Annotated in this window: 20 protein-coding genes and 1 pseudogene; 17 read left to right on the top strand and 4 right to left on the bottom strand. The window is 48.0% G+C overall.

Annotated features, from left to right (window positions below; genetic code table 11):
• The first annotated feature begins 185 nt into the window (after positions 1–185).
• The 15 genes and pseudogenes from HU824_RS09080 to HU824_RS09015 all read left to right on the top strand — a co-directional run.
• Positions 186–842: a 6-bladed beta-propeller gene (locus HU824_RS09080; protein WP_369692696.1), complete on the top strand. Its 657-nt coding sequence runs from the start codon at positions 186–188 to the stop codon at positions 840–842.
• Positions 815–1195: a hypothetical protein gene (locus tag HU824_RS20030; RefSeq protein WP_369692695.1), complete on the top strand. Its 381-nt coding sequence runs from the start codon at positions 815–817 to the stop codon at positions 1193–1195. The genes HU824_RS09080 and HU824_RS20030 overlap by 28 nt, the downstream gene beginning before the upstream one ends.
• A gap of 234 nt (positions 1196–1429) precedes the next feature.
• A complete protein-coding gene (locus HU824_RS09075) occupies positions 1430–2164 on the top strand; it encodes a DUF1573 domain-containing protein (RefSeq protein WP_369692694.1) in 735 nt (244 codons plus the stop codon).
• Positions 2165–2178: 14 nt separating this feature from the next.
• Positions 2179–3714 (top strand): transglutaminase domain-containing protein, encoded by a 1536-nt coding sequence (locus HU824_RS09070; RefSeq protein ID WP_176468665.1) that lies wholly within the window; start codon positions 2179–2181, stop codon positions 3712–3714.
• A gap of 8 nt (positions 3715–3722) precedes the next feature.
• Complete coding sequence (gene lepB / locus HU824_RS09065) at positions 3723–4616, top strand: signal peptidase I (protein WP_176468664.1); 894 nt, start codon at positions 3723–3725, stop codon at positions 4614–4616.
• A 301-nt stretch (positions 4617–4917) separates the two neighbouring features.
• Positions 4918–5157: an NVEALA domain-containing protein gene (locus HU824_RS09060; RefSeq protein WP_176468663.1), complete on the top strand. Its 240-nt coding sequence runs from the start codon at positions 4918–4920 to the stop codon at positions 5155–5157.
• A 206-nt stretch (positions 5158–5363) separates the two neighbouring features.
• Positions 5364–6431 (top strand): BF3164 family lipoprotein, encoded by a 1068-nt coding sequence (locus HU824_RS09055; protein ID WP_176468662.1) that lies wholly within the window; start codon positions 5364–5366, stop codon positions 6429–6431.
• A gap of 157 nt (positions 6432–6588) precedes the next feature.
• Positions 6589–8208, top strand: a complete 1620-nt coding sequence (locus HU824_RS09050; RefSeq protein WP_176468661.1) for an O-antigen ligase family protein — start codon at positions 6589–6591, stop codon at positions 8206–8208.
• 158 nt (positions 8209–8366) lie between these two features.
• Positions 8367–9446 carry an efflux RND transporter periplasmic adaptor subunit gene (locus HU824_RS09045; RefSeq protein ID WP_136010068.1) on the top strand — a complete coding sequence of 360 codons (1080 nt, stop codon included), beginning with the start codon at positions 8367–8369 and terminating at the stop codon, positions 9444–9446.
• A 48-nt stretch (positions 9447–9494) separates the two neighbouring features.
• Positions 9495–12623, top strand: a complete 3129-nt coding sequence (locus HU824_RS09040) for an efflux RND transporter permease subunit (protein WP_176468660.1) — start codon at positions 9495–9497, stop codon at positions 12621–12623.
• Between the two features lie 2 nt (positions 12624–12625).
• Positions 12626–14101, top strand: coding sequence for a TolC family protein (locus HU824_RS09035; RefSeq protein ID WP_176468659.1), 1476 nt, complete (start codon positions 12626–12628; stop codon positions 14099–14101).
• A gap of 25 nt (positions 14102–14126) precedes the next feature.
• The gene (locus HU824_RS09030) at positions 14127–17327 is read left to right on the top strand and encodes an efflux RND transporter permease subunit (RefSeq protein WP_176468658.1); all 3201 of its coding nucleotides are present in this window, start codon (positions 14127–14129) and stop codon (positions 17325–17327) included.
• A 570-nt stretch (positions 17328–17897) separates the two neighbouring features.
• Complete coding sequence (locus HU824_RS09025) at positions 17898–18086, top strand: hypothetical protein (protein WP_120139074.1); 189 nt, start codon at positions 17898–17900, stop codon at positions 18084–18086.
• Entirely contained in the window at positions 18083–18802 is a 720-nt protein-coding gene (locus tag HU824_RS09020) for a hypothetical protein (protein ID WP_255260489.1), read from the top strand. The genes HU824_RS09025 and HU824_RS09020 overlap by 4 nt, the downstream gene beginning before the upstream one ends.
• Positions 18803–19014: 212 nt before the next feature.
• Positions 19015–19407 (top strand): annotated as a pseudogene (locus HU824_RS09015) (HlyD family efflux transporter periplasmic adaptor subunit); the annotation flags it as partial.
• Between the two features lie 5 nt (positions 19408–19412).
• On the opposite strand, the gene HU824_RS09010 reads toward HU824_RS09015, so the two are convergent.
• From HU824_RS09010 to HU824_RS08995, 4 genes are all read right to left on the bottom strand, one after another.
• Positions 19413–20435, bottom strand: a complete 1023-nt coding sequence (locus tag HU824_RS09010; RefSeq protein ID WP_136010079.1) for an AI-2E family transporter — start codon at positions 20433–20435, stop codon at positions 19413–19415.
• A gap of 77 nt (positions 20436–20512) precedes the next feature.
• Positions 20513–21127: an L-threonylcarbamoyladenylate synthase gene (locus HU824_RS09005; RefSeq protein WP_136010080.1), complete on the bottom strand. Its 615-nt coding sequence runs from the start codon at positions 21125–21127 to the stop codon at positions 20513–20515.
• A gap of 63 nt (positions 21128–21190) precedes the next feature.
• Positions 21191–22933: an ATP-dependent RecD-like DNA helicase gene (locus HU824_RS09000; RefSeq protein ID WP_136010081.1), complete on the bottom strand. Its 1743-nt coding sequence runs from the start codon at positions 22931–22933 to the stop codon at positions 21191–21193.
• Between the two features lie 37 nt (positions 22934–22970).
• Positions 22971–23759 carry a Cof-type HAD-IIB family hydrolase gene (locus HU824_RS08995; protein ID WP_136010082.1) on the bottom strand — a complete coding sequence of 263 codons (789 nt, stop codon included), beginning with the start codon at positions 23757–23759 and terminating at the stop codon, positions 22971–22973.
• Positions 23760–23853: 94 nt separating this feature from the next.
• Here HU824_RS08995 and HU824_RS08990 point away from each other — a divergent pair, with 94 nt between their 5' ends.
• Positions 23854–24747, top strand: coding sequence for a prenyltransferase (locus HU824_RS08990; protein ID WP_136010083.1), 894 nt, complete (start codon positions 23854–23856; stop codon positions 24745–24747).
• Positions 24744–25358: a CPBP family intramembrane glutamic endopeptidase gene (locus HU824_RS08985; protein ID WP_176468657.1), complete on the top strand. Its 615-nt coding sequence runs from the start codon at positions 24744–24746 to the stop codon at positions 25356–25358. Before HU824_RS08990 ends, HU824_RS08985 begins: the two co-directional genes overlap by 4 nt.
• Positions 25359–25384: the final 26 nt, after the last annotated feature.

Here is a 25384-nt window from a genome sequence, read left to right as displayed (position 1 = left end):
AGATACAAAGATAGCGATTTTATCTGACATTCACAAATAGAATCACTGTTATTTTGATGATAATCAGAGGATTATTCTAAAATTGTTGCTGACCAACCTGATTGTATTCGATTCGCTGAATAGTTACCTATTTCAATCTGATGAATTAATAGATGTTAATTGTTGTATCAAAAAGGGGGTATGAAATGAAATATATAAAAGAACTGTTATTTGTATTGTTATCTTGTGTAATAGGAAGCTGTACGCATAATTCGGATATGGAGAAATATCAACAAAAACGTGACGATGTGGTTGATGTGCATGCTTTGATAAAAGAAATATCAATAGACGATGTATTGATAGGCTCAATAGCACGTCCTTTTTTGTTGGGCGATTATTTAATCATTGGTAACTACAAATCTTCGGATAAGTTGATACATATATTTGATAAAAATGATTTTAGTTATTTGGCCAGTACGGCTTATGTAGGTCAGGGACCGAATGAAATAACAGTGATGGGGCATATCGGTATAGATGAAGAAAGACATTGTTTTTATGTGTCAGACCATGGCAAACAAAAAATATATAGTTATGATATTGATAGTGTTTTTGCCAATTCGGATTATGTACCTACTGTAAAGACTGAAATGAACATGACTCGATTTCCCGACAAATATCAATATATAAATGATACATTATCTTATGCATTGATGATAGAACCGATTGTACCTCTACATTTAATCAGTCTGTTGCCAAGTGGAATATGTGCTCTGGAACATTTGAACCGATGCCATATCAGCATCCGGATATACCGAAAAAAAGAATTAGTTTTGCCGTGTCACAGGAGAATGATGTATATGTAGAATGCTATACTTTCCATGATTTGATGTCTATATGTAAGTTGGATGGCAGTTTAAAATGCAATGTTTATGGTCCATCATGGGATAAGAAAGAATCTAAGAAAATCCATCATTATGGAAATGTAATGTTTTGCAAGGACAAGATTGTAGCCGCTTATTCAGGGGGAGATAACAAGTCAAAGGCATATAATCCTACTCGCTTCTTTGTGTTTAGTTTAGATGGCGATTATTTGAAAACCTTAGATGTTGGCTTTCAAATAGTAAGCTTTTGTTATGATAAGGATTGTGATAGAATTATTATGAATCTGGACGACGAAATTCAGTTTGGTTATTTGGATTTGGATAAGATTATTTAATGTTCCGATATCTTGTGTAATGAAAAAATATGCTTTGTAGCTCAGTGTGTCTAATACGTGAAAATGGGTAAATATAATTGTGGTTTTAAGGTTATGGGCTTTAGATATTTAGTAAGTATATCACTTCTCTTTTTTCTGATTTCTTGTGGAAATCAGAAAAAAGAGGATATTGGAATTTTGTTACAGGCATGGACTGAAAAAGAAATTCTGTTTCCTGAGGATTTGACATTTACAGTGAAAGGCAAAGATACTGTGGACTTCTCGGTGGCCGGAAAATATAAAATCCTTACTTATGTGGATTCTATCGGTTGTGTCAGTTGTAAGCTGCAACTGGGCAGATGGAAAGCTTTGATGAAAGAGTTGGGTGAGGCAGGAGGGGCTTCTGTGAAATTCCTGTTTTTCTTTTCTCCCGAAAAAAGGAGGGATTTCCTGGGAACATTAAAGTCAGAGGATTTCGTCTATCCGGTTTGCCTTGATGAGGAGGACAGGTTGAACAAATTGAATCACTTTCCTTCGGAAATGGCTTTCCAAACTTTTCTGTTGGATAGCGACAATAGAGTGCTTGCCGTTGGTAACCCTATCCATAACCCTAAGGTAAAAGAACTGTACCTAAGGATTATTCAAGGTGAACAGATTAGCCAAGGGAAGGAAAGCACGCAGATAATGACCGAGGTTGGTATGGATGCAACTTCTGTGTCCTTGGGCAGCTTCGACTGGCATAAGGAGCAAAAGGCGACCTTCACTTTGAAGAATACAGGCGGCAACCCTTTGGTGATACAGGATGTCACCACCTCTTGCGGCTGCACCACCGTATCCTATTCCAAGGAACCGACCCATCCGGGCAAGGAGATAACATTGGAGGTGGTCTATAAGGCGGAGCATCCGGAACACTTCTCCAAGACCGTCACCGTATATTGCAATACGGCCTCCTCGCCGATACGGCTGTCCCTGTCGGGAGATGCAAAATAACAATGAGACTGACTATGGATATAAGAAGAACTTTCCGCTTTTTTCCGGCATGCGCATTCCTTGTTGTGCTGTGCTTGCAGTCGTGCCGCCGGGATGCTGCGCTGGAGCGTGCCCTTGCCTTTGCCGGCGACAACCGCCGTGAACTGGAAGGCGTGCTGCTGCACTACAAGGACGACAGCCTGAAACAGGCCGCCGCCCGTTTCCTGATAGCGAACATGCCCTACCACTTCTACGAGGAGGAATTCTACGCGCTTCCCGGAGGGGGGAGATACCGTCCGCGGCTGACGGATTTCCCCACGGAGGAGGCGTGCAACGCACACCTCGACTCGCTGGCAAGGGCCGGACGCATGGGGGAGCGCCACCGTTACAAGGACATCCGGACACTGGACAGCGCCTTTCTGGTGCGGAATATCGACCTCGCCTTTGAGGCGTGGCGGAAACCTTGGGCGCGGCAAGTGCCTTTTCCCGTCTTCTGCCGCTACATTCTGCCCTATCGCATCAGTAGGGAATATCCCTCGGGACTGCGTAAGGAGATGATGGACCGGTTCATTCCCCTGCTCGACTCCGCCGGTGTCTCCTCTCCGCTGGAGGCTTGCTCGCTGCTGAACAGGAAGCTTGCAACGGTGATGCGGTACAAGAAGAACTCCCTGCCCTTCTATCCCACCATCGAAGAGACGTATGCCTGGGGAGGTGCCCGATGTGAAGGCCTGTGCGACCTGGGATTGTTCGTGATGCGTGCCGCCGGCATACCCGTGGTGATGGACAAGACCCTGTGGACCCGTATGGACTGGGGACACAACTGGGGGGCCGTGTGGCACGAGGGACGCTTCCACAGCTTTGCCCCCGGAGAACAGTTGCCGGGGGAGTATCTGCCGGTGTTGAACAGCCGGGGGCATTTGAGACCTGCCAAGGTCTATCGCTCCCATTTCGAACCCTGTCCCGTATCCGGCAGCGGAGAGGTGCCGGACGACGGCTATGGCACCTGGCTGAAAAGCCCCTTGCTGGAAGATGTCAGTATGGAGTACCTTGACCGCCCCGTCGACGTCCGTGTGTCGACCGACCGCATCCGTGAGTTCGCGCATGCCTCGGGTCAGGTCTATCTCTGCGCCTACAACTATTACGAATGGGAGCCTGTCGCCGTGGGGTGCCGCACCGATACGACGTGCCTGTTCCGGCAGGTGGGAGGCGACAACATCTTCATCGTGGCGGATTCTCCCGCTGCAGGACAGCTCCGCTTCCTCACCGCCCCGTTCCATGCGGATGCGCACGGGCATATACGCAAGTTCATCCCCCGCCCGGACCGGCCACAGGCGTTTACGTTCCCGAAACGGAAAAGGCTGCTCAAGCGGCCTTACACGCTGCACTACTGGGATGTGGATGCGGCCGCGTTCTCGCCGTTGGAATACGGCGGCACCTCCGATTCCACCCAGAGCTATACGAACATACCGGAGAATGCGCTGTTGTGGTTCACCGTGCCCGACCGCATCGTCAACCAGCGGGTGTTCTTTCTGGAAAACGACAGTGTGATAACCATGAACCTGATAAGATAGGAGGAGAGATGGAGGAAGGGAAGAAGCAAGGATCCATGAGGACGTGGCTGGAGAGGCTGACGAACATCGCTTTCGGGGTTTGTGTGCTTGTGGTGGTCTATTGTGTGCTGCAAGTGTTTGTGGTGACCTCCTTCAAGATTCCCAGCGACTCGATGTCTCCCACCTTGCTGCCGGGCGATTATGTGCTGGTTGACAAGTGTTCGGCAGGCGCACGCCTGTTCGACGTGCTCGACGCGGTGGAAGGGAAAGAGGTGGACATACACCGTCTGCCGGGCTGGAGGAAGTTCCGCAGGGGCGATGTGCTGGTGTTCAACTTTCCTTATCGGTCGGGGCGCTGGGACAGCATCGCCTTTGATGTGATGCGCTATTATGTGAAGCGCTGCGTGGCCGTTCCGGGCGACACTTTGGCAATCAGGAAAGGCTATTACCGGGTTGCGGGCCACGAAGGAAACATCGGCTTTCTGCCTGCCCAGAAGTGCATCTCCATGCTGCCCGACAGCGGGGCTACGGGGGTACAGATGGAAACCTTTCCCTGGGACAAGCGTTTGGGGTGGACGGTGAAGGAGTTCGGTCCTTTTCCTGTTCCGGCCCGTGGGCAGACGGTCGGGATGGATTCCACTTCGTGGCGGCTTTACAGGCAATTGGTGGGCTGGGAACAGAAAAAGAGGTTGCGTATAGATGCGGAAGGTCATGTCTTTCTGGGTGACAGCCTGATACATGAATACCGCTTTCGGGAAAACTATTACTTCGTGGCAGGCGACAAGGCGGAGAATTCGCAGGACTCCCGTTACTGGGGGCTGCTGCCCGAACCGTTTATCGTGGGGCGTGCAGTGAGGATATGGAAATCGGTCGAACCGGATGAAGATACAAGATGGGATAGGATATGGAAAAAGATAGAATGAACAAGGTGAAGTAATGAACCGGAAGGAATCGTTTATGACACAGATATAAACAAAGATGAATCGATTATACGCTATCGAATAAAATAAAAGAGGAAAATATAAATGGGACTGGAGAGGAATGGAGGGATAACGTTTTGTTGGCACACTACGACCCGCTCGTTCCATAACCCACCCAAGAAAGGAGGTACAGGCAAAGATACAAAATTAGTTTAAACAAGCAATGTGTTTGCTTTTTCCGTTGAAAGGATAGATGCGGAAATTGGTAAAAATCAAAATTTTTACCAATTTAAAAGAAAGAATAATGAATGCGAAAATTATGAAAGCTGCATTTGTTGCAGCGATTGCAGTAGTTGCCAGTTATGGAGTTTATGCAAATTTGAAAGCAGATAATATGTCAGATTTGATGTTGGCTAATGTGGAAGCGTTGGCAAGTGGCGAAAGTGGTCAAAATGTATATTGCTGCGGTAATTATGGTGATTGTATGCTGATTCTAGGAGGGGGAGTGGTTAAAGGCATTAAATTCTTTAGTCCATGTCCTTAACTAGCATGATTCTTTTATAATCATTTCCTTTTATAAGCAAGTAAGAAATTCCTATTCTCTTTGGGAATAATAAGAATTAGTTCTGAATAAAACTAAAAATAGAGTGTATAGCTATTGTGAATGGTTACTTGCTAATATAAAACTTGTAATAAGCATGTTCGATAAGGCATGCTTATTACTCTGTAACTTTAAAATATTAATAATGTATGATGAAAAAAAACTTTTTATTTATGCTTTTGCTAATATGTATGTTAGGAGGGTGTAAAGATGAAAAACATGATTCAGTATTAAATCTGTTTTCTGAATCTCAACAATTATTTCAAGAGAAAGAGAATCTAATCAAAGATGAGTTTTTGGCTGTAATAGAGGGGATGACTTGTAATGAAGAATATTTGATTGTTTACGATCTTCATTCTGGTGATAGCTATACTCTTTTTGATAGAAAAACAGGTGCATATATTACTCGTTTTGGAACTATAGGACAAGGGCCGGGTGAAATACCTGCAGGCTGTTATGGCTATATGTTGAACAAATGCTTTTCTGTGTTTGATAATCAAACACGGGTAGTAATGAAGTATAAACTTGATGCTTTGCGCAGTGACAAAACGGATGGGGAAAATCCGGTTCGTTTAACGAAATATGACATTCCGGATAGTCAAATATCAAGACTTATTGCAATTGATGACAGTACTTTTTTGGGCGCTGGCACATACCAATCTCGTTATCAATACTTGTTGTTTAATAAAAATAGTGACGTATTAGATTATGGAGTAGACATTTATAATGCTTCTGATGAGCCCTTTAATCAATATACTAAATATTTATCTAATCAAGGGGATTTGGTTATGCAACCGGAGAAGAAGTTTTTTGCTTATTCTCTTAATTTCTCATCCAATTTGGATATTATAGAGAATATTAATGGAAAAATTAAGTTGAAAAAGTCATTAAGATTTGGTAATCCGATATACAAACCCGGGGCGGAAGCAGATGGCTTGTACCAAAGTGTGGATATGACAGAAGATACCCAAGTGGGGTATATCAATCTCTGTGCTACAACCAAGTATTTATATGCTTTATACTCTGATAAGAAAATATATGAAAATGGTCGTAAATCCAACCTTGTGTTGGTCTTTGATTGGGAAGGTAATGCTATAAGAAAATATCTATTGGATGCTGATGCTCATTATATTGCTGTTGATGAAATAGGGCAAAAAATTTTTGCTGCAGTGAAAAATACAGAAGGAGGTTGGAGTATAGCATCTTATGTGCTATGAATTAATGATTTGTTCTCTTTATATTCCTGCACAGGAAGGTGTTGAAACAAGTCTGCTGCCCGAACGGTTTATCGTGGGCGTGCAGTGAGGATACGGAGATTGGTCGACAGCCGAGGGAAGATACGCTGGGAAAGAGTATGGAAACAAGTGGAGTGAAATGGCGATAAGAAAATATGTAATAGGGTATGCGGGAGATGGTCTGCGCGTAGCAGCTGTGATAGCCGTGCTTTCTATGGTTTGCAGCGTTAGCACCGGACTGCCTGCGGATGAAACGATAGGGCAATGGGTGTGGTTCGACCGTGCCTCGTTAGGGGTGCTGCCTTGCATCTTGCTTTCGTTTCTTTGGAGACGTGGCGAAAAAGGCATGTCGTTTGGTACGGCCGTGGTATGGGCTTTGATGCTCTTGGGCGGTGTAGAGGCGGTGTGGGGGCTGTGTCAGCTCTATGGCTCAGTGGCTTCCAGGCACTCCTTGTATGCTTTGACCGGAAGTTTCTTCAATCCGGGTCCCTATTCGGGTTATTTGGCTATGACGCTTCCGGTATGTTTGCACCAATGGCTTGCAAGAAGCGGACCTGCAAAGAATGTAGCAGGAGGAGTGGCATTGCTTATCCTTTGTGTGCTTCCGGCGGGTATGAGCCGTTCGGCATGGTTGGCTGCGGGCTTCTCCTGCTTGTGGGTGTATGGCGGCGTGAAAGGGTGGAAAGAGCAAATGGCTGTTTGGTGGCGGCAGCACCGGAAGCATATACCGGTGGCTGTAGCTATCGGTCTGTGCTTGCTGTTGGTGGCGGGCTGGTGCCTATTTTCCTTGAAGCCCGATTCGGCACGCGGACGCCTGTTTATGTGGAAAATGGCTTGTCGTGCTATTGCAGAAAAACCTTTTGCCGGATATGGAATCGGCGGCTTCTCTTCGGCTTACGCTGATGCGCAGGAGGCCTATTTCGCCACGGGGGATTATGCCTTGTGGGAGGAATATGTGGCGGGAAGCCCCGAATATGCCTTCAACGAGTATCTGCAGGCGGCTGTGGAATTGGGAATTCCCTTGACGGCAGGATTATTGATTGTCGTTGCTTTCTGCCTCTGGATGGGTATGCGGAAAGGACGGTTGGGGCTTTGTGGCGCTTTGCTCTCGCTGATGATTTTCTCTTTCTCCTCCTATCCGTTGCAGCTTCCGGTGGGTATAGTAACGTTTCCGGTGTTGCTGTGGGCGTGTGTGGAGAGTGGAGGGCGTGGGGCATGGCTGTTGTTCGCCTTGTTGGCAGGAGGAACAGGGCTTTTCCGGTTGCAGGACGATAGGCAGATGGAACGGGCTTGTCGGGAATGGGCGAATGTGCGGGTGCTGTATCGTGCCGGTGCAAGCCGTCCGGTCACGGAAGGGTACGAAAAACTTTATCCTGTGCTGAAAGAGCGTGCTGCCTTCCTGTTTGAATACGGGCATGCGCTTCATAAGTCGAAGCAGTTTGAAGCGTCCAACCGCATCCTGCAAGAGGCGTTGCTGCATAGCAGCGACCCGATGATACTGAATATCATTGGCAAGAACCATCAGGAGATGGGGGATTACCCGTCTGCGGAAGCATGGCTTCTTCGCTCCACACACCGGCTTCCGGGACGCATCTATCCTTACTATCTGCTGGCAAAGCTCTATGCACTTCCAGCCTACCGACAGCCGGATAAGTTTGAAAAGATGAAACAGTTGGTGCTGACGAAAGAACCGAAGGTACATTCCACGGCGGTCAGGCAGATGAGGGAGGAAGTGAAAGGATTAAAGATTAAGGATTAGGGATTGGTTGGCAAGGAGGCAAAGCTGTGAGGAGGTAGATGTGGTTGTTCTCAGATAGATTTTCTTGAATATGATAAATAATCTGAATTAATCGATCTAAATGCCGTATTTGTTAAACAAAAGATTTATTTTAGCCTAATAGAAAAAATGATAGAAATATGAAAACACGAAATTACCGATACTTACTGTGCTTGGCGGTTGTTTTGCTGGCGGCTTGTTCTGATGCCGGCAAAGAGAAGAGCGCGGAAGAGGGGGTGACAACCGTATTGCCGCAGGACCATAATGAAGTGACGGTGCAGACCTTGAAGTATGAAATCTTTGAACATGAACTGGTGAGCAACGGGAAGACGTCGGCAGGAGCAATGGCCGATTTGAAATTTGAAACGACGGGCGTGGTGGCTCATATTTATGTGAAGAACGGCGACCGCGTGGTTAAAGGACAGAAGCTGGCCGAGCTGGATAAATTTCGTTTGAAGAACAAGACGGCACAGGCGGAAGATGCCCTTGAAAAGGCCAAACTGGAGTTGCAGGATGTGCTGATAGGACAGGGCTATCCGGCAGATGACCATTCGAAAGTGCCCGAGGACATCATGAAGTTGGCACGGGTGAAGAGTGGTTACGACCAAAGCCTTTCGCAATACGAACTGGCGTGTTATGAGGAGGAGCATGCCACGCTGACCGCACCGTTTGACGGGACTGTGGCGAATCTCTTCTCCAAACCTTTCAATGAACCGAGCGCCGCGGAACCATTCTGCACCATAGTAGGCTCGCAAGGCATGGAGGTGGACTTTACGGTACTGGAAAGTGAACTGCCGTTGATAAAGAGCGGTGACAAGGTAATCGTTACCCCTTATTCGGATGCCGGTTCCAAGCAGGAAGGGCGTATCACTCAAATCAATCCGCTGGTGGATGACAAGGGGATGGTGAAGGTAAAGGCATCCGTCAACGGCAAAGGACGGTTGTTCAGCGGGATGAATGTGCGGGTGAACGTACACCGCTCTCTGGGCGAGCGATTGGTAATCCCGAAGAGTGCCGTGGTGCTACGTTCGGGCAAGCAGGTGGTCTTCACTTTGAAAAAAGGAAAAGCACAGTGGAACTATGTGCAGACCGGACTGGAGAATGCAGAGAACTACAGTATGGCCGATGATGCCTTGAAAGAAGGCGATACGGTCATCGTGACGGGAAATGTGAACCTGGCTCATGAGGCACCGGTGAAGGTCGTTGGAAATGGAGAATAATAAGTGTTTCCTCACTTATAAATCATAAATCTTAAATCTGAAAATTTTGTGATAAAGTTCTTAATACATCGTCCCATTGCCGTATTGATGGCGTTTACGGCATGTTTCATTGTCGGGTTGGTGACTTATTTCACCCTGCCGGTGTCTTTGTTGCCCGATATTGCCATTCCGGAAATCACCGTGCAGGTGTCGGCGCAGAACACTTCGGCACGCGAATTGGAGAATACGGTGGTGAAGCCCCTTCGTCAGCAGCTTATCCAAGTGGCTAAACTGAAAGATATGAATAGCGAAACGCGCGACGGGGCAGGCATCATCCGCCTGAACTTTGACTATGGTACGAATACCGACCTTGCCTTCATAGAAGTGAACGAGAAGATTGACGCTGCCATGAACTATCTGCCCAAGGATACCGAACGGCCGAAGGTGATAAAAGCAAGTGCGACGGATATTCCGGTGTTCTATCTGAACCTGACTTTGAAGAATGATGCGGCGGGAATGCAACGTGAAGAAGTGGGAGGGGAGTATGAGGAGACTGGTGCGTTTCTTGATTTGTGCGAGTTTGCCGAGAGTGTGATAAAGCGCCGCATCGAGCAGCTGCCGGAGGTGGCAATGGTGGATGTTACCGGTCTGGTGGAGCGACAGTTACAGATTGTTCCCGACCCCGATAAACTGGCTGTATTGGGGCTTTCCATAGAAGACATAGAAAGAGTGTTGGCGCAGAACAATGTGGAACCGGGCAGCATGACCGTGCGCGATGGTTACTATGAATACAATATCAAGTTTTCCACCCTTCTGCGCACCGAAGAGGACGTGAGGGATATACTTCTGCGCAAAGAAGGACGTATCATCCGTTTGGGTGACTTTTGCGAGGTGGATGTTGTGCCGGCCAAGGAGAAAGGCGTTTCTGTGGCAGGCGGCAAGCGTGCCGTTACGTTGGCCGTCATCAAGCAGGCGGATGAAAACATGGATGATATGAAATCTGCCCTTAATCATACGATGGATTATTTCAAGGAGGTATATCCCGATATTGATTTCAGCATCAGCCGTAACCAGACGGAATTGCTGGACTATACTATCTCTAATTTGCAGCAGAACCTTTCGTTGGGTTTTCTCTTCATCTGCATCGTAGCGGTGCTTTTCTTGGGGGATGTCAAGTCGCCGTTTATCATCGGACTGAGCATGGTGGTGTCTATTGTGATTTGCTTCTTGTTTTTTTATCTGTTCAAGATGTCGCTCAATATCATTTCTTTGTCGGGGCTGATTCTGGCATTGGGTATGATGATTGACAGCAGCATCATTGTGACGGAGAATATCTCGCAGTATCGTGAACGGGGCTATTCGCTGAAGCGGGCTTGTGTGGCAGGCACGAGTGAGGTGGTGACACCGATGCTCAGCTCGTCGCTAACTACGGTTGCTGTATTTGTGCCGCTGATATTCATGAGCGGCATTGCAGGGGCCCTTTTCTACGACCAGGCATTTGCCGTCACGGTGGGGTTGCTGGTATCTTATTTTACAGGCATCATGCTGCTGCCGGTTCTTTATATGCTGGTCTATCGCATGGGGCTGCGCGGTAAGTTGCGCTTTTTCCGTATTCGCATCAACAATCCGTTGAAGGAGCATACGCTCGACCGTTTCTATGATGCCGGTGTCGACTGGATATTCGCTCATAAGACGATTAGTATGGTTTTCTGTGTGGTTTCCGTTCCATTGTGTGTCTTTCTATTTTATTTCATCGGCAAGGAACGTATGCCCGAGATAGACCAGAATGAACTGATAGCCCGTGTGGAGTGGAATGAAAACATTCATGTGGATGAAAACCGTCATCGGGTAGATGCACTGTTCGGGCAGTTGGAGGATGAAACGGTGGAACAGACGGCGTCCATCGGGCAGCAGGACTATTTGTTGAATCGTGAACAGGCGCTCTCGTCTTCGGAAGCGGAATTGTATTTCAAGACTGCCTTGTCGGCGGAGATTGCTCCTTTGCAGGAGAAAATCTACCGTTGGCTGAAACAGGCATATCCGTTGGCGGTGGTCTCTTTCTCTCCGCCCGAAACGGTATTCGAGAAGCTTTTCGTGACAGGAGAAGCGGATGTGGTGGCTGAACTTTATGCACGCAACAAGGAGAAGACTCCGGTGGCCGACGAACTGCGCGGTCTGGAACAGCGGTTTGCCGACCTGACCGGTGTGGCTCCTACTGGCATTGCGTTTGAAAATCAGTTGGATATAAGTGTCTTGCAGGAGAAATTGTTGCTCTACAATGTTTCCTATGAGGAACTTTACCGCACATTGAAGGCTGCGTTCAAGGAAAACAGCGTGGCAATGCTTCATTCCTACCAGCAGTATCTGCCTATCAGTATTGTAGGAGAGGAACAGACGGTGAGTGATGTCTTGCAGCAGACATTGATACAAACCCGTCCGGACTATAAAGGGAGAATAGAGTATGTTCCGTTGCGCGAGCTGATAAGGATTCGTCCTGCCGAAGACCTGAAGACCATTACGGCAGGGCGCAACGGTGAATATATCCCGTTCCGTTTCTATGATGTGGCCGATGCTCCGGAGTTGATGGAGAATGTGAAGCAGGAAGCGGACGCTACGCAAGACTGGGATACCACCTTTTCCGGAAGCTTCTTCTCCAACCGGAAGATGTTGGATGAGCTGGTGGTGATTCTTTTTGTTTCCATCCTGCTGATGTATTTTATCCTTGCAGCTCAGTTCGAGAGTTTTGTACAGCCGCTTATCGTGTTGCTGGAAATCCCGATAGATGTGGCGTTTGCCTTGTTGCTGTTGTGGGTATGCGGACATACGTTGAACCTGATGTCTGCCATCGGAATGATTGTAACGTGTGGTATCATCATCAATGATTCTATTCTGAAGCTGGATGCCATCAACGAATTGCGGAAAGGGGGAATGCCGCTGCTCGAGGCAATTCATGAGGCAGGACGAAGGAGGCTTCGTCCCATCATCATGACATCGCTTACCACTATATTTGCCATGGTTCCGTTGCTGTTCTCGTTCGACATGGGGTCGGAATTGCAGAAACCGCTTTCCATAGCCATGATTGGAGCGATGTTCATGGGGACATTGGTCAGTTTATTCATTATCCCGTTGATATATTGGTTTATATACCGACGTGCTGCCGGAGAGAAAATTTCCTGCGGCATAAAAGAAAGTAAATGATTATGAAGAAAGGAATACTTGTATTACTCGTGAGCTTGGGCATCACGACTTGCTTGGCACAACAGCAGATAACCCTTGACTTGCAACAGACCATTGCATTGGCAAACGATAGTTCGCTGGAAGCTTTTCGTACCAAGAACATGTATCTGGCCGGTTATTGGGAGTACCGCACTTATAAGGCGAACCGGCTTCCCAGTCTGACCTTGAACATGACGCCGGCCCAATACAACCGCGATATCACCAAGCGCTACGACTCCGAGCAGAATCTTGACATCTACCGCAGTCAGCAGTCTTTCTATGCTTACGGGAACCTTGCCATCAGGCAGAATTTTGATTTGACGGGAGGTACGTTCTATCTGGATACAGAACTGGGATATATGCGGAGTTTCGGCAATAACAAGTCCACTCAGTTCACCAGTGTGCCGGTGCGTGTGGGCTATTCTCAGAGTCTGGTCGGTTATAATCCTTTCCGTTGGGAGCGCAAGATTGAACCGTTGAAGTACGAGAAGGCGAAGAAAGAGTACCTTTATAATGCCGAACAGGTGTCCGAGCAGGCCACCACCTACTTCTTTGCCCTTGCCATGGCGCAGGCCGAATATGACTTGGCAAAGGAAAATGCAGTGTCTACTGATACGCTTTATCGCATCGGCATGCAGCGCCTGAAGATAGCTGCCATCAGTAGGGCAGATTTGCTGACGCTGAAACTTGATGTGGTGAATGCACGCAATACGTTGCAAAACGCTATCAGTTCCTTGAAGCGTGCCATGTTCTCGCTGGCATCTTTCCTGAATATGGAGAAAAATGCAAGTATCCGGGTGACGCTTCCGGGACGCCCGCAGACTTTGGTTATACCCGTGGATGAGGCGTTGCAGGCTGCGCAAGCCAACAATCCGCAATTTCTGGGACTCCGTCAGGGAGTGTTGGAGGCCGAACGGAATGTAGACAAGACCAGGAAGGAATCGCGTTTCAATGCCAGCATCAATGCCAGTGTAGGTTTCAACCAGGTGGCGGAGAAGTTCGGTGAGGCATACAAGCACCCCATGCAGCAGGAAATGGTGTCGGTCAGCATATCTGTTCCGTTGGTGGATTGGGGTGTGCGTAAGGGAAAATACAACATGGCGAAGAATAATCTGAACGTAGTGAAGACCTCTGCCCGACAGAACGAAATCGGCATCGAGGAAGAGGTCATTATGACGGTGAACGATTTCAATGTGCAGCAGGACCTAGTGGCAAGTGCCGAAGAAGCGCTCGACCTTGCCGTGCTGGCATACAATGAAACCCGCCAGCGCTTCATCATCGGCAAGGCAGACATCAACAGCCTGACTCTGTCGCTGAACCGCCAGCAGGAAGCTCAACGCAACTACATCTCAGCCTTGAAGGACTACTGGCTGAACTATTACAAAATCAGGAAGTTGACCTTGCACGACTTTGCATCGGGATTCTCACTTTCGGAGAAATTTGATTATAACCAATATTAACCACCTGTTCTTCACTAGTTGCTTAATGAAATCAGCCTCTTCTTTTACCCTTATTGTGGCTTTCGTCTGTCTGGCTTTGGTGGGCGTGGCGTTGATACCGCTGCTCCCCGTCAAGTTGAATCCGTCACGCAGCTTGCCCGGATTCACAGTGGGATTCAGTATGCCGGGCACTTCGTCACGGGTGGTGGAGATGGAGGTCACCAGCAAGTTGGAGTCCATGCTGGCACGTATTCGCGGAGTGAAGAATCTGAACTCTATTTCCGGTAATGGATTCGGTCGTATTACGGTGGAGCTGGACAAGCATGCCGATGTAGATGCGGTCCGCTTTGAGGCATCTACCATTATCCGGCAGACGTGGTCGCAACTGCCCGATGGGGTAAGCTATCCTACCATTCGGATGAAAGTGCCCGATGAAAACGCTTCACGTCCGTTCTTGTCCTTTACGCTGAATGCCCCTTCCACTCCGATATTGATTCAGCAGTATGCCGAGGAGCATATCAAGCCGCGGTTGGCATCTCTGCCGGGCATTTATAAGGTAGAGCTCAGTGGAGCCACTCCGATGGAATGGAGGCTGGAATACGACAGCGAGCAACTGCGCATGCTGGGTGTCACCTTGGCAGACATCAGCGAGGCTGTGCGGCGGCACTACCGGAAAGAGTTTCTGGGGACACACAATGTGGATACCGGCAAGGGTTGTGAGCAGTGGATACGTCTGGTATTGATTCCCGAAGATGATTCCGATGGATTCGACGCGGCTTCGGTCACGGTGACTGCTGCCGGAGGAAAGTTGCTCCGTCTGGACGAGTTGGTGTCGGTGGTGCGCATGGAAGAGTCTCCGCAGAGTTATTTCCGCATCAATGGGCTGAACTCTATTTACCTTTCCATTACTGCGCAAGAGTCTGCCAACCAGTTGCAGCTGAGCAGGGCGGTCATGGACGAGATGGATGAGATTCGCCGGGTGCTTCCCGTCGGCTATGAAATACATACCGGTTATGATGCTACCGAATACATCCGGGAGGAGCTGGACAAGATTTATTTCCGTACCGGGTTGACGGTGCTGATTCTGCTTGTGTTTGTATGGCTCATTACGCGCAAGTTGAAATATCTCTTTCTGATTGTCACCAGTCTGGCGGTGAACATTGCGGTGGCGCTTATTTTCTATTATCTTTTCGGATTGGAGATGCAGTTGTATTCGCTGGCTGGAATCACTGTTTCGCTGAATCTGATGATAGATAGTACGATTGTGATGACCGACCATATCCTGCACAGGCGCAACCTGAAGGCTTTTATGTCGGTATTGGCGGCTACGCTTACCACAATGGGGGCGTTGGTCATCATTTTCTTTTTGGATGAGAAGATACGGCTCAATTTGCAGGATTTCGCGGCAGTGGTGATTATCAATCTGGCAGTATCCTTGATGGTGGCGCTGTTCTTTGTTCCGGCCATGATTGAGAAGGTCAAGCTGACAAGGAAGGGGAGAGGAAGCAGGCGAGGCCGTAAGCGTTCGTTCCCTCGTCCCCTCGTTCTTTTGTTTTCTTTTCAGAAACGTTTTCCGGTCTATTTCGCGCGTTTCTATTCCGTCCTTATCCGGTTTCTTTGCCGTTGGCGTTGGGCGGTGTGCTTGTTGCTGCTTCTCGGCTTCGGTCTGCCGGTTTTCTTGTTGCCCGATAAACTGGAAGGAAAGGGCAGATGGGAAACGCTTTATAATGAGGTTTTCGGTTCTTCGACTTATAAGGAGTCTGTGAAACCTGTTGTAGACAAGGCTTTGGGAGGCAGTTTGCGCCTCTTTGTGCAGAAGGTGTACGAGGGCAGCTATTTCACCCGCAACGAAGAAGTGGTGCTTTACGCCAATGCCAATCTGCCCAATGGCAGCACGCTTGAACAGATGAATACGCTGATGAAGCGCATGGAAACCTATCTGAGCGGCTTTAAGGAAATCAAACAGTTTCATACCTCCATCTATAATTCGCGGCGGGCAAGCATCGCAGTCTATTTTAAGAAAGAAGCCCAGAACAGCGGGTTTCCCTATACGTTGAAATCCAATATGATAAGTAAGGCGCTTGAATTGGGTGGCGGTAGCTGGGGCATCTACGGATTGCAGGACCAGGGATTCAGCAATGATGTCCGCGAAAATGCGGGCTCCTATCGCATTAAGATGTACGGTTACAATTACGATGAATTGTATGAATGGGCAGAGAGGCTGAAAGCCAAGTTGCTGACGCATCGCCGCATCAAGGAAGTGCTTATCAATTCGGAATTCTCATGGTGGAAAGACGACTATCAGGAATTCTACTTCAACCTGAACAAAGAGCGCATGGCGCAGGAAGGCATTGCCGCACTGGATGTCTTTGCCGCAGTGCGTCCTATCTTTGGCAGGAATGTAGAGGTCGGTTCGGTGACGACGGAGCAGGGGACGGAAAAAATCAGGCTCTCTTCCCGCCAGTCGCAAGAGCGTGATATCTGGGCGATGCAGTTCTTCCCCTATAATGCAAGTAGCGACAAACACTACAAGCTTTCCGAACTGGCTACGGTGGAAAAGGGGCAGATGCCGCAAGAAATTTCCAAGGAAAACCAGCAGTATCGCCTCTGCATTCAGTACGAATATATCGGTTCCAATGAGATGGGGAATAAAATGCAGAAGCGGGATTTGGAGGAGTTCAACAAACTGCTGCCGATGGGCTATACTGCCGAGTCGGACAGTAACAACTGGGCGTGGGGCAAGAAGGACAATAAGCAATATTTGCTTCTGCTGGTGGTGATAGCTATCATTTTCTTTACTTCCAGTATCCTGTTCAACTCGCTGAAACAGCCGCTTGCCATCATCTTTGTAATTCCCGTTTCCTACATCGGCGTGTTCCTTACATTCTACTGGTTCCGGCTGAACTTCGACCAAGGCGGCTTTGCCTCGTTTGTCCTGTTGTGCGGTATCACGGTGAATGCCAGCATCTATATCCTGAACGAGTACAACAGCATCCGCCGCCGTTTTCCCCGTCTTTCCGCCCTGCGTGCCTACGTCAAGGCGTGGAATGCGAAGGTCGTTCCTATTTTCCTCACGGTAGTTTCTACCATTCTGGGATTTATCCCTTTCATGATAGGTGAGGACAAGGAGGCTTTCTGGTTTCCATTGGCGGCGGGTACCATTGGCGGACTGGTGATGTCCGTCATCGGTATCTTCTTTTTCCTGCCGGTGTTTGTGCTGAGGCGGCGTAATTTTCTTAGGAAATGATTACTTTTGCTCGATTTTGTTACCAGAATGGATTATTGCTTTTAAGGGAAAATAATCTCTGCCTAGTTTTATCATTTTTGCTTCCACAGCGGAAATGCGCCGAAAAGTAAGTTAATATCTTGTTTGTTAGTGTATTAATAGAATGTACAGCATTTTGCAAATATCTTGTTTACACGATAAGCGTTTCGTGTAAACACGGTATTAACTTCGTAAAAGACCGTTTACCGATAGACTGCAGCTGGGCTCATAATAGGAATAAGATAGGTGCACAGTATGGGGAAACTATGAGTATAATAGGTGTTCAACGGTTATGAAGCACCTTGTTGACGGTCGTTAGTCGAGTGGTTGACGGCCGTTGGCAGAGCGCATCACGGCTGATAGGCGCTGATAACTCCGTACAGAAAATGGAAAGGAAGCCTATGTAAGGGGAAACAAGCTCTGAGCTATTTGTTTTGTTTGTCACATTTATCTTGTTTCTGTACATTATTGAAGCGTTTTTTTGTATCTTTGAAGGGAGGGGCCGTAAAAAAGCTTGTTCTCATCCAAAGTTTAATTATATATACATGAATTATGAAGCGATGTATAGTGCTGTTCATAACATTCTGCTGTACAGTTATTTTTAATGCACAGGCAAATGGCATTGTGACTGATGGAGAAAAAGGATTGCCGTTGGCTGGTGTGAATATTTATCTCCAAAAGGATTCTGTGGGCATAGGAGTTATACGTAATGATAATCTGGTAAAGAACATGTTCATATGAAAAAACTGCTATATCTTGGACTTTTGTCCGTTTGCGTACTGTTAGGTTCTTGCGTAGAGAAGAACGTATCCAATGTTTTTGATAAGGTAGAGGGGTATATGGATGTATGTCCTGACAGTGCATTGCTGCTGTTGGAGCAAATCCCTCATTCGGAGGAGCTTCGTGGGAAGCAGCGGGCGGACTATGCACTGCTGCTGACGCAAGCGCGTGATAAGAACTATTTAGACAGCTTGCAGTCGGACTCGTTGATAAAAATTGCGGTAGATTATTATAAGAATGGGGAGGATAAGGTGAAAGCGGGGAAGGCATTGTTTTATTATGGTAAGGTGATGCATTTGCAAGATAATGATACATTGGCTATACAAGCTTATTTGAGCGCTTTGGCTAAATTGGAGAAGACGGAAGAATATAAGTTGCAGGGATTTGTACATGAATATATCGGTGTTTTGAATACGGACAGAAAGCTATATAAAGATGCTCTCGACAATTATCAAAGTTCAGCGTATTGTTTTCAAAAGGCTGTTGATACTTTAGGAGTTATATATGTTTATCGGGATATTGCTCGTATTTATTATGTAGAACAGAAATATGACAGTGTTTATACATTTATACAGCGGAAAATAAAAATTTCTTTAGAGAGTATGTCTACTTGGATATGCAAGATATATTGGCTGCCCCTATTGATAGAAAAACGATATTTAGGCATCGGACTTTGAATGATAATTTTTTCGGTAAGTTAACAATTTATCCTTCGGGAGAAGTCTATGCTAATGTGAATTGCAGTGTATTAGGAAATATACAAGATTTATCTTTAAAGGAACTTCTCTATAAAGAAATAACAGAAGGAAATGCTTGGCTTAGAATTAGAGGCAATGAAAAACCTTGTAACCAATGTGTTAATAGGGATTTATGTCCCTCTGTCATGATGGTTTGGAGTCGTAACCAGAATGTGAAAGCCGGTGAAACGGTTTTCACGATTCAGCCATCCGACAGTTCAAGGGTATTAGGTAAGGCTCTACTTCCTTTGCAGGGTTCGGGTAAGGTACATGTGGGACAGCGGGTGCATATACGTCTGAATAATTATCCCGACCAGGAGTTTGGCTATGTAAAAGGGCAGGTCGCAAGTATCTCTCCTGCTCCAACGGAAGAGGGAATGTATATAGTGGAAATATCTTTGCCTGACGGCATGCAGACCAACTACGGCAAACAGCTGCCTGTTTCGCGTGAGTTGAAAGGTACGGCAGACATTATCCTTGCTGACAAGAATGTACTGGAAAGGTTGTTGGTTCCGTTGAGGAAAGTGGTGGAATATGAAAAATGAAGTACTTATTCCGTCGTCTTCCCCCTTGCATCCAAATACCCTCTTTTAAACATATCCACGAACAGAAAGAATAGTGACAAGAGCAGTGGCCCGAAGATGATACCCATAAATCCGAAGAGGGACAAGCCGATTACAACTCCGAAGACAGTGATAAGCGGATGAATGTCTGCCATTTTCTTCTGGATGATGAAGCGTATCAGGTTGTCGAGCTGTGAAATGACTGCACCGCCATAGATGGCCAGCCCGATAGCTTGAACCCAGTTGCCTATCAATGCCATGTAGACAGCTATCGGAAACCATACCAGCGCTGTTCCTACCATTGGGATGATGCTGGCGAAGCAGGTCAGGAAACCGGCGAACAAGATGTTGGGAGCACCGAAAATCCAGTATCCTGTCATGGCCACACTGCCTTGTATGACGGCAAGTAATGGGATGCCGATGGCATTGGAACGGACAATCATGTTGATTTCGTGGATGACGTTTTGTGTATTGTCATCGTTGAACGGCAGTAGGTCGTTGACGTACTGTTCCATCTTTTTGCCCCCTATCAGCATGAAGTAGAGTACAAAGACCAGTACGAATATGTTGACGGCAAAACTGCTGATACCTTCCATGATGGCTTGCCCGATGCGGGGAAGAATTGAAATGACGTATGCCACCGTGTCTTTCCCCAAGATATAGTAGCCGGTTTTGGCTTTAATGATGTTGGCCGCTTCTTCGAAAGGAGTTATAATGGCTTGCGGGTCCAGATTGATGTTTTGCAGATTGATTACGGCCAGCCATACCACCAGTCCAAGCGGAACCAGAAAGCAGAGAACGGCCTCTGCTGTGATAAGGGTGGCGGCTATGCTGCGTTTCATTTTCCGTCTGTCCGACAGGTATATCATCTGTTTCCTTACCAGGATGTAGATGGTCAGTGCTCCCAGCAGGCCTCCCAGGAATGGAGCGATTTGTCGGAAAAGGATGATTCCCAGTCCGAGGATGATAGTTATTAGCGAATATTTCCAGTATAGTTCTTTTGTACTCATAATATTTATGCTTTGTCTGAATAAGAAACAAAAGAAGCATCGGAAAGGTTGGAAAGCAGTAGTCGGAAAGCAGAACTTTATCCTTCGTCCAGCCAGCCTGTCCCCTGACGTATAATTTCAGCTTTTCCGTTGGTGCAGTCCACTACAGTGGAACCTTCCGTCCCGCCAATACCGCCGTCGATTACCAAATCGACGATATTGTTGAACTTTTCTTCAATCAGTTCCGGATCTGTGCAGTATTCAATGTCTTCATTGTCATCATGTGGCAATGTCGTTGTCATGATGGGGGCATCCAGCAGGCGGGCTATTTCTTGAATGATGGAATTGTCGGGCATGCGGATGCCGACTTCTTTACGGTTGCGGAATATTTTGGGTAGCCGGGTGGTGCCGTTCAGGATAAAGGTGAAGGCCCCGGGTAGATTACGTTTCATTAGTTTGAAGGTGCTGTTGTCTACTTTGGCATATTCGCTTATTTTGCTTAGGTCGTAGCAGATGATGGAAAGATTGTTCTTCTTGGGGTCGATATCCTTGAGACGGCAGATGCGCTCGATGGCTCGCTCTTTCAGACCGTGGCAACCGATAGCATACATGGTGTCGGTGGGATAGATAATGATACCCCCGTCGTTCAGTAGATTGATTACTTGTTGCAAATCGGCAGGATTGTTGTTTTTCTCATAAAGTTTCAGAAGCATGGCGACAATGGATTTGAGTAATACATGCAAAAATACTAAATAATCGGCTTATAAACAAGAGAATCACCTTTTTAGCATCTCTTTTTCCAGTTTCTTTATTTTTTTCCAGGCCTCCTTGAATTTGGGACAGAGGGTGACGGCTTTTTCATAGTTTTTCATGGCCGCCTCCTTCATGTCATGTTTCAGGCATTCGTCACCCATAAGGATGTATTCGCGGGCATACTTCACGAGTGCTTTCTCTTTCTCCAATGCTGCTTGTTTCAGTGCACGGTTTTCCTCTCTCAGCCGGTTGATGATGTTCAGCTTCCGGCGGATGAGGCGCTGCACGTTGGGCTTCTCGATGTCGTAGCGGGAATGGATGGCTTTGAAAAATTCATCCAGGAAAGTGCCGAAGTCCCCTTTGTCGAAGGCTTTGGCGGCAGCAACGTATTGAACGTCTGCCTGTGCTTGCTTCAAGGCGCGGTCGATGGCGGTGCGGTTGTTGAAGCGTTCGGAGAAACTGACAATCTCCGGACGCACGAATACATCGGCACGGCTGATGGGCTTTTTCAGCTGGATGCCTTCCAGCGAGGTACAGCGGCTGAGGGCTACATATGCCTGCCCACCGGCAAACACGCCACCGGTAAAGTCGATGACTACCCGGCTGAAGGTCAGCCCCTGGCTTTTGTGGACGGTGATGGCCCATGCCAGGCGCACGGGATATTGTGTAAAGGTACCCAGCTCTTCCTCTTCAATCTGTTTCTTTTCTTCGTTGTATTTGTAGCGGATGTTTCGCCACGACTCTCGTTTGACGTCACATTCCTTGCCGTCGTCGGTGATGACGTAGAGGGTCTCTTCAATAGGGTCGAAGCCGCTGATGACGCCGATGGTGCCGTTCACCCAGCGGCGGTCGAAGTCATTCTTGATGAAGATGATCTGTGCGCCCGGTTTCAGTACCAGCTCTTGCGAGGTGGGGAGGCTGCTTTCGGGAAAGTCTCCCATGATTTCGCCGTAGAAGGTGACCGGTTCACCGGGAAGTTCCGCCAGTTTCTTGTCGTTGATGTAGTCCACATTGTCGCGGCGGGTGGCGAGGGTGATGTACATGTCGGCTTCCGATTGTTCTATTGAGGTACCATAGCGGGTGTTGAGCAGTTGAAGTTCGGTAGAGCCGACGGTATTGTTGCGGATGTGGTCCAGCACATGGATGAATTTGCTGTCCGTTTGCCGGTATACTTTTTGCAATTCGATGGAGACAAGGTCTATCTGACCGAATACCCTGGCAGAGAAGAAATAAGGAGTAGGATAGAAGCGGTTCAGTATTTCCCGCTCATCTCCTTTCACAACGGGTTCCAGCTGGAACACATCGCCTACCAATAGTATCTGTTTGCCGCCGAAGGGTTCGCGCAGGTTGCGGGAATAGACTCGCAGGATGCGGTCTACGGCATCGATGATGTCGGCACGTACCATGGAAATCTCGTCGATGATGACCAATTCCAGCTCTTCCAGCAGTTTGCGGTGGGGCTTGGTGTATTTGAAGAATTCGTGGATGCGTCCCCGTTGCAGACTGAAGTTCGGGTCGTCGGGCAGCAGGGGGTAGAAGGGCAGTTTGAAGAAACTGTGCAACGTGCTGCCTCCGGCATTGATGGCAGCTATTCCGGTAGGGGCAAGCACTACATGCTTTTTCTTCGTATTCGCGCAGATGTACTTCAGGAAGGTCGATTTGCCCGTACCTGCCTTGCCTGTCAGGAAAACAGATTGACGGGTGTACTGGATAAGTTTCAAGGCATCTTGAAACTCTTTGTTCTGTGTGTCTGGGACGAAGTTCAAAATTCAATAGCTTAAAGAACCGACAACTCGGGAATTCTCAAATTATGTGGAAATGTTTCAGCGCGTTGGCTATTCCATTCTCGTCCACACTGGTAGTGACGTAGTCGGCAACGGCTTTCACGTCATCGTTGGCATTACCCATGGCTACGCCGATACCGGCATGGCGCAACATGCTGATGTCGTTTCCTCCGTCGCCGAAGGCCATGGCTTCTTCCAGCTTGATGCCGAAGTGGCGGATAATCTGGTCGATACCGTTCTGTTTGGTGTTTCCTTTGGCTGTCACGTCTGCGAAGGCGGGATGCCAGCGGCCCATCTCGCAGTGGGGGACGGCGGGCAGGATGATTGCTTCTTCTTCGGCATTGATAAAGGGAGTCAGCTGGAAGAAGGCTTTGTCCGCATGGCTGTCGGTATAGGGTTTTGTCTCGATGGGGTCTACTTTCAGTTGGCGGTGGAAGATTTCCTCCACTGCTTCGTCGGGCTGGTTCACGCAGATGTCGTGCTCTCCCACCAGAATGCAGGGGATGCTGCGTTCGTGGCAGAAAGCTGTCAAGGCATCCACTTCCGCTGTCGGTATGGGGCTTTTGTAGATAACGGTATCTTCTACAAAGCAATAGGCGCCGTTCATCGTAATGTAGCCGTCTATCAGATTCCGTTCCTGCAAGGCGGACAAGTTGTTGATGATGACGCGCGGACGTCCGGTAGAAATGAAGATATGTATGCCTTTGGCCTTGGCGGCGGTCAGCGCTTCAATGGTGGAAACGGGAATTTCGTGGGTCTTGAAGCTGACCAAGGTTCCGTCGATGTCAAAAAACAGAGCTTTTATCATAAGAGTTTCTTTTATCTTGTATCTTGTGCGCGAAATTACTTAAAAAAGCGAAGATATTTCGTACTTTTGCGCGCAAATAAATGATAAATAACAAATGAAGAAACATTCTTTTAAAGATTGGATGATAGCGGTGCGTCCGTGGTCATTCCCCGCCTCCTCGATGCCGGTGGTGGTGACGTTGGCATATCTGTATTGGATGCGGCAGGACATAAACTGGGTGAACGGTCTCTGGGCATTGCTGAACATTATTGTGTTTCATGCTGCCGGGAATACCTGGAGTGATTACTTTGACTATAAACACAAGGTCGATGCAAAGGACACCTTCGGTGCCAAGACCCTGACCGACGAGATGTTTACGCCGCGCGAGATATACCGCTTGTCGATGGCATTGCTGGCAGTTGCCTTTGTTGCGGGTATCGGCCTGCTGTGGCGTACTGGGTTGCCGTTGCTGTACATCGGTATAGGCGGCGCGGCTTGCTCGTTGCTTTATCCGCCGCTCAAGTATCGTGCGTTGGGCGATGTCGTCATCTTTTTGGCGTATGCCTTGCTGCCGACGTTAGGCACCTGCTATGTGGCTACGGGAGCAGTTGACTGGAATGTCTTGTGGATAGCTCTGCCGGTGGGACTGATTACGGTGGCCATTCTGCATGCCAACAATACACGGGATATGCGTACCGATGCCCGTGCCAAGATTCAGACATTGGCGATGAAGCTGGGAGGAAAGGTGTCGATGTACGTTTATTGTGCCGAAGTCCTTTTCCCTTTCGGCTGGATAGCCGGACTGATAGCTGCGGGAATTCTTCCGCTATGGACACTGCTGGTGATGCTGGCACTGGTTCCTGCCATTGGCAATGTCAGGGTGGTATCCCGTTTTCCCGGAAAGGGGGAAGGTGCCATAGCCGGTCTGGATGAGATGACGGCAAAACTCCAGTTGCTGTTCGGTCTGCTCTTCACGTTGTCGTTCGTTGTGGCCGGTCTGCTGTCATGAAGAAACTGATTTTTACCATTCTGCTGGCTGCCGTGCTGTGGACGGTCATGTTCTCGCCTTGGACGGCTCCTTTCGTGAATTTCTGGTGGATGATGACCGGTTCTGCGCTCACGCTGTCCGTGTTTGCTACCTTGTTCAATCCCGGCTGGTGGCGGGAGGTGAAATGGAGTTTGCCGAATGCCTTGTTGGGAGTTGGCATTGCTGTTGCTTTGTGGGGTGTTTTCTGGTTGGGCGACAAGGTGTCATCTTGGATGTTCGATTTTGCCCGTCAGCAGGTGGACTCTATTTATGGGATGAAGGAGGGAGAATCTCCCTGGCTGCTGGCGGCATTACTGCTGTTGCTGATAGGGCCGGCGGAAGAGATTTTCTGGCGAGGCTATGTGCAGCGTATACTTTCCGAACGCTGGAATCCGAATGTGGGTTTTGTGGTAGCTACTTTAATTTATGCGTTGGTGCATGCCGGTTCCTGCAACTTCATGCTGGTCATGGCGGCTTTGGTGGTGGGAGCGGCATGGGGAGCGCTATACCGTTTTTTTCCGAATCGCTTTGCTGCTATCATCTTGTCTCATGCAGTGTGGGATGTGGCGGTATTTATATTTTTCCCGATATGATTATTGTTTACAAAAGATAAGGCAGC

The sequence above is a fragment of the Bacteroides sp. L10-4 genome, assembly GCF_013373675.1.
GTDB lineage: Bacteria > Bacteroidota > Bacteroidia > Bacteroidales > Bacteroidaceae > Bacteroides > Bacteroides muris.
Note: the sequence above shows the minus strand (reverse complement) of the source record. Positions and strands in the feature narration are given on the sequence as shown.